The following is a 474-nucleotide window of genomic DNA, read 5'->3' as shown; positions in this document are numbered from 1 at the left end:
ACCCCCAGCGTCGATGTCCAGCCGATCGCTTCCTTGCGGTGGCCCTCGGCAAAGGCGAACACTGCCATGATACCGACGTAGAGCGCAGCGCTTTCCCGGATCAGCATTGCGATCAGCCCGATCGCGACCGCCTCGATCCACTTGCTCTCGCGCCGCACGGCGAGCGACAGTGCGATCAGCAATCCCGCCCAAATCTCGTGAAAACAGGCGAGGTCGGCTTGCACGAAGGCGATCAGCCCCCCCGCCAGCAACGCCATCGCGACCCACACCGCTGCCGGACGGGCAAAAGCCGACCGCAATTGTCGATACCAGGCGAACACCACTCCCGCGACCAGCGCATAGAGCAGCAGCATGGTGACGGGGGGCGGCAGCGCGGCCTGTACCACCGCGAGCGTCGGCAGGCGGAAGGCGAGGAAGGGGCGCATCGGATCATCGCCCGCGCGGAGCGCTTGCGCAGTCACCGGATAATTACCG

The 474-nt window shown here is 66.2% G+C and carries 1 protein-coding gene; it reads right to left on the bottom strand.

Features of this window, described 5'->3' with window-relative positions; genetic code table 11:
* Positions 1–474 (bottom strand): hypothetical protein (locus tag AACY49_RS30705; RefSeq protein WP_339528053.1); only part of this gene is annotated, 474 nt, incomplete at both ends.

The sequence above is a fragment of the Pseudomonas sp. EL_65y_Pfl2_R96 genome, assembly GCF_963970905.1.
Lineage (GTDB): Bacteria > Pseudomonadota > Gammaproteobacteria > Pseudomonadales > Pseudomonadaceae > Aquipseudomonas.
The sequence above is the reverse complement of the archived record's forward strand: the minus strand, read 5'-3'. Positions and strand labels throughout refer to the sequence as shown.